General features: G+C 39.9%; 4 protein-coding genes. 2 read left to right on the forward strand and 2 right to left on the reverse strand.

The window, feature by feature from the left end:
- Positions 1 to 356: 356 nt before the first annotated feature.
- Positions 357 to 1949 (forward strand): helix-turn-helix domain-containing protein, encoded by a 1593-nt coding sequence (locus F7734_RS60260; RefSeq protein ID WP_155753678.1) that lies wholly within the window; start codon positions 357 to 359, stop codon positions 1947 to 1949.
- Positions 1950 to 2024: 75 nt separating this feature from the next.
- Entirely contained in the window at positions 2025 to 2261 is a 237-nt protein-coding gene (locus F7734_RS60265) for a hypothetical protein (protein ID WP_155753679.1), read from the forward strand.
- A gap of 902 nt (positions 2262 to 3163) precedes the next feature.
- Here F7734_RS60265 and F7734_RS60270 read toward each other — a convergent pair.
- Both F7734_RS60270 and F7734_RS60275 read right to left on the reverse strand, forming a co-directional pair.
- Positions 3164 to 4267 carry a hypothetical protein gene (locus F7734_RS60270; protein ID WP_155753680.1) on the reverse strand — a complete coding sequence of 368 codons (1104 nt, stop codon included), beginning with the start codon at positions 4265 to 4267 and terminating at the stop codon, positions 3164 to 3166.
- 403 nt (positions 4268 to 4670) lie between these two features.
- Positions 4671 to 5276, reverse strand: coding sequence for a hypothetical protein (locus tag F7734_RS60275; RefSeq protein WP_155753681.1), 606 nt, complete (start codon positions 5274 to 5276; stop codon positions 4671 to 4673).
- Positions 5277 to 5557 lie beyond the last annotated feature (281 nt).

Below are 5557 nucleotides of genomic sequence, written 5' to 3' on the forward strand. Positions count from 1 at the left end.
AAGGTTTATTTTGTTCTTTATTAACAATTTCAAAAGTTTTTAGATAACCGCAAAAAAAGTGTTATTGAATTACTTCTTAAGCGTAGTTTATGAAAACTTCTTTAGCTCATTAAGAACACATTTTTAGAAAAAATTATGAAATGTTATAAAGTAGGAAACTAAAAAAAAGGCTCTGGTTAAAAACCTTAAATAGCTTCCAATTGGATGCATTGTCCCAATCAAGATGTGGGTAATGAGTACGGTAAAAAAATCCATTTTTGCCAGAAAATAATACGGTGAAGAGTGGAGAGGGTAAAGGACACATCTAGGGGAGACTTGAGCCAAACATCTCAACGATTAGAGTGGGAAGAAGCCTTATGCCTTATACAATTCCTAACAACAGTTGCGTTGGATGTGACAATTGCCGTCCCCAATGTCCTACTGGTGCTATCAAACTAGAGAACGATGAATACTGGATTGACCCTAGTCTTTGTAACAATTGCGAAGGCTATTACCCCGAACCTCAATGTGTCATTGTTTGTCCAACGCAGTCACCAATTCCCTTACAGGCAAAAAGAGGGCGATGCAAAATTGACCTCAGAGAAGTCACTAGCCCCGATTTATTCGCTAACGGTAAGACCAATCCATTTGCATCATCATTAGTCATATGGGAAGCTTGTAATGTTCTCTCTCAAAGAACTTCATTACCTTGGGCAATTGATGAATCTCAGAAGGTGTGTTACCGCCGACAAGTTAACCAAGGAAAGGGAGAAATTGCTTTTCATATCTCCGATCTACACAATAAGGGCGAACTATTGACTGAATTAGAGGCAATAGAGAATCTTGATATCAGAGCAGCTTGTATCAACCTAATTTTTGCTGCTCATGTAACAGCTTTGGATAAGCCTTGGGAACAAGAATTTGCCATTGATGACCGCCAAATTGAGAAATATTTGGGGATGGAGAAGCGCAAAGACTTGAGTAAAGCCGCTAAGCTAGCGTTGATGAAAAATTTGGTGCAGCAGGCTTGTTCGCTGATTGTTTCCATTGATTGGCCCCAACAAGGTTATATTAAGGGGTTTTCTGTAGAAGACAGCCGATTGTGGCACTTGATAGAAATTCAGCATCACTTTCAAGACGATAGTATTGGGTGTAAATATTTAACTGGGTTAACTTTTAAAGTGAGAGCAGGTATCTGGTCTCAATATTTCTTAAATAAACAAGGTTGTAAGGAAAGAACTGCATTTTATCAATATGGCAGTTTGCCCAAATCCCTGTTAACCACAGTCATGAGTATTTGGCAACAACATGAAGGTACAGCGCGACTGATGTTATGGTTGTTGTTTAAAACCAAAATGGGCAAAGAACAACGCATCACAGTTCCCACTCTACTGCGCGTAGCTTACGGCGAAGAGAAAATCTCTATTGCTTGCAGACAGAGGGAGGAACGCAAGCGGCTGCTACGGACTTTTGAAAATGATTTGGAAGTCCTTAACCATTATGGCATGAAACCGACATTCGATCCCGTGACCTACCCACCAGAAATTCAGCCATTGTGGGCAAAATTAGTTGATATACCCGAAGATCCAGATGAAGCCTTAGAGTTTTGGATTAATGATGCAGGTGGTAATACCCGTCTAACGGATGCAAGTCCCCGTGGTAAGTGGAATATGCTGATGAATGCTCGGATATTATCCTTCGAGTTACCTCAGGAATGGGAACATCAGACCATTGAACCAGACAAAAAGCAACGAACTGCTACTAAGAACAAAAAAAAGTCAAAAAGCACAGCAGGATACTTGCTTGGTGAACAAATCCTGCAAGCAAGACAAAATTTGAATCTTTCCCAGAGAGAATTGGCAAAATTGGCTGGTAAAAGCCAAAGCTGGATTCGCGATTTGGAAAATGGTCGTCTTAAAGCTAAGCTAGAAGACCAAGCTGTGCTGCGGAAAGTCTTGGGTATTGCTTAATGATGCTTTGAGCCACAAAAGTCTTCACCTCGTTCCCAGGTTCAGCCTGAGAAAGCCTGGGAACGAGAGGACTAGTTGGTCTACACTTATACTAGTTCACTTATTACTAGCCGCGTAAAAGAACATTGCGATCGCGCTCGGGAAACTGCTAAGCTATGGCATAATTTGAAACTTGAAGAAAATGGTAAGTTATCTACGCTGAGGTTTGATTTAGACGACCTGATAAAAGCGGGGTGCGATCGTATCCGTAATTATCTCAAGAATAACCCAAACGCTGAGAGCGATCGCGATCTTTGCGAGGACATCAAGTAATATAGTGTATGCCCTTAGTCTTATTCATCAACCTCAAAAAGCATACGAGGTAATCCTGACTGACGAATGATAGACCTACCTGAGCGTGCCAGAGCGTTGTTTCAAGGTGTGAATAAATGACTTGGTGCTGTTGAATAAGTCTTCAAGCAGTACCAGTTTTAATGTAGAAGCGGTTCTTGCCATAAAACACCTCACTTAAGGCACAAATTTATCAATTAAGTAAGGTGCATTGCCCACGATCTAGCAATTCTCACGTTAGTGAGGTACAGGATATGGAATTAACCGCAGCCTGTAGCGGATGGACTCAGATAAATTTGTACCTAAGCAGACTAGGAAACGCTATACGGCATAGAAGCAGGGAAGTAAACTGAACGCAAGTGCGATAGCGAAGCTAAGACTGTCCATGCGTATAGCAAATAAAAAATGCTCTGTATTTAGCAGAGCATTAAATAAAACAAAATTGGATAAATTCCCAGAATGAAAATATGTTCCCAGTGGTTAAGTTTAGAAATTACACATAAATGAATCCGTCCAGAGTTCCTTGTTGGCGGTTCATACTATTCAAACTACAGATAAAAAATGAAGAACTTGTGGAGAGTTCCTTCATTCATCTGTTTTTCTTGAACTATTTTCACTATAAGAATTTTCCTAATGGCTGTGTATGGGACAAACGTTTGATATTTTTATCCACAAAATGACTAGTACTAAAGTTTGAGTCAGAAGTCCATTTACTTCCACACACCCAATAACAGGCGTACCAGAACGCATATTAGTGATTTTTTTATCATTTGTTACACGGAAAAAAATGGCTAGAAAGTCTTGGGGTGGGTACTACCCACCAACGATTTAGAAAGGTGGGCTGTCTTCCCTACCTACATCTATTACTAGCAGTTGGTAACTGTTCACTGTTCGCCGTTCACTGATAATTGTTCGCTACCTGCTGTTATATGGTTGGGCTGAGTTTGAGATTGAAGTTTTAAGACTTTCGCATTCCACTTGGCAATGTGTTCGTTTGCTTCTTTATATAGAGGACGCCCTTCTGTAATTAAGCTAGCTTCATTAATTGCCATTTGTAGAGATATCAAATCATTACGATTTGCAAGTTTTTTAGCTTGTTCAAGTGAGGAGCGATCGTCAACAATTTCTATATTTTGTCTGAGTTCGGCTATCAATTTTTGTGCTTCTTCATAGTAACGACCATAACTGACCATGCTAGCCTCACTAATGCCATCTATCATCTCTTCAACTTTCTGAGACTTGGCTAAGTTCCTAGCTCTTGTTAAATAGGCAACATCTTGTGCTTCTTGCTCTTGCTCCCAATTGTCTATTTTCTCTGGTTCTTGTTTGGCTATTGCTTGACGATATTTTTCTTCTTCTGCGGCTTGTTCTTCTTGTTTCTCTCTAATATCTTGAATTTGAGCTACTAATTCTTGATACTTAGTTGTCTCCCAATAATCATTCCCTATTTTTAGAAGTTTTCTAGCTTCAGTTAATGCTATATACGAATTTTCACGGTCATCTTTCTCTAGTTTAGCTACAGCATCTTCATAAATAACTGAAGCTTTTGACCATACAGATCTCCATTGTTTAATTCTGTTATCTACTAACTTATAAGTAGGAACATTGTCGGGAATGTTTTTAACAATATCAACTGCTCTATCTATATCTCCCTGCTGAAAGGCATTTTCACCCAAGCGCAATACTGCCTGAGACCATTGCTCCATCAAGTGTTCGGCCATTTTATACTGAGGATGCGATGCAGGCAATTTACTTACTAATTCTATGGCTTGAGACAACTTATCTACATCTTGTTCATCTGCGATCGCTTTGCCACAGTAGAAAACTGCAGAGGCAGAAGCCCTGCTTGATTCTGATAAACAATCCGGAAGTTCTGGCAACTGAAAGAGTTGAACAAGTCCCCATCCTCCCGCGCCAATTGGAAATGATAATGTTATAGCAATCCAAACCCACCATTTGATAACTGGAAACCACTGCTGTATATTCATTTTTATGTTCATCTAGAGTACAATTCTATTTACATCAGTGTTCCCATTTTTTAATAGATTTTGCTATGAAAACCGTATAAAGTAATATCAATTTTTTAAATAATGTCTTAGACTGCTTGGTTAAAGTTTATTAAAACCAACTTTCGCTTCGGTAGAATCGAATATTTTGTTATGATACATACTTTTAAAAATGATGTATAGTTTTGCAACTTTTAAATTCTCCGTGTCAGTATAGAAAGTAGGCTACGCTAGCCCAATTTCATGCGCGATCGCGTTGATATACCCTCGGTGTAACACCGAGGGCGTCTTGAAAGGTTTTAGTAAAGGTGTAAAGGTGTAAAGCTTTGAAAAGCGTTCCTTCCAACCACAAGAATGCCGGCCAAAAAGCCGAGAAATCCTAAGGTTAACCTTCCTGCACTATCCACACCAAGAAGCTTAAGATTTGTCCTACAGAAGGCAGGGGGTAAATTGTCAAGTCAATTGTCACCGTTTGCTGTTCCAACTTTAAAAATTGCCACTGAACTCCGTTGCTAACGCTGCCATAAATGATTGAGATACATTTTCCCTTGGCTTGATTAAATTTTTGTGCAGCAATCATCTGTGCTACACATTGTCCAATGCCTGTCTTCAGATCGGCCTGCTTTGCTTCCACAATGATGATAACTGGAGCTTCGATCTCCAGCATTTCAGGAGAACGGCTAATCAGGAAGTCACATCGCCCGTTGAGCCCTAAACTTTCGTCAACTGTAAAGTCTTCCCCAGAAAACAGGCTAACTTCTCGATTGAGAATCCGACGTACCTCTACTAATACGGGAGTGATAATTAGTTCGGAACGAGCTTTTTCACTGCCTGTTGCGGTCGCGATTGGTAAAGTTTCTTCTAAATAGTCCTGTAAGGTATTGGAAGGAGTTATTGCAGCAGTCTCTGGCAAAAAGCGAACTCCTTCTACAGTAGAAAGGTCAAAAGCTTCCTTAACTTTGGTGATTGTCGTAAATTGGCTATAAGGCATAAGTGCAAGAAGGCGCAAGGGGAGCGATAATGCTTACGATTATACCAATGACAAATTTCTTGTAGATGTACTTTTGACGCTCGCTGTCTACTTTGGTGTTAATGGTCAGAAAAAGTTAGATAGCTTGTTAACTCTCAAATTTCAAACATTCAAAAAAGTCTAAGAGGATGTTTGGAAAGTGGTTGGCTGTGATTTTTATCGCATTATTACCCCCCTTAGTCCCCCCGATGGATTGGGGGGAAACAAGTTCCCGGACCAATGCATCGGGGAGGGTTAGGGTG

The sequence above is a fragment of the Scytonema sp. UIC 10036 genome, from assembly GCF_009725235.1.

Bases quoted from the DNA above. Each gene is read 5' to 3' on its own strand.
- F7734_RS60260 (WP_155753678.1), top strand. From the start codon at position 357: ATGCCTTATACAATTCCTAACAACAGTTGCGTTGGATGTGACAATTGC.
- F7734_RS60270 (WP_155753680.1), bottom strand. From the start codon at position 4,267: ATGAATATACAGCAGTGGTTTCCAGTTATCAAATGGTGGGTTTGGATT.
- F7734_RS60275 (WP_155753681.1), bottom strand. From the start codon at position 5,276: ATGCCTTATAGCCAATTTACGACAATCACCAAAGTTAAGGAAGCTTTT.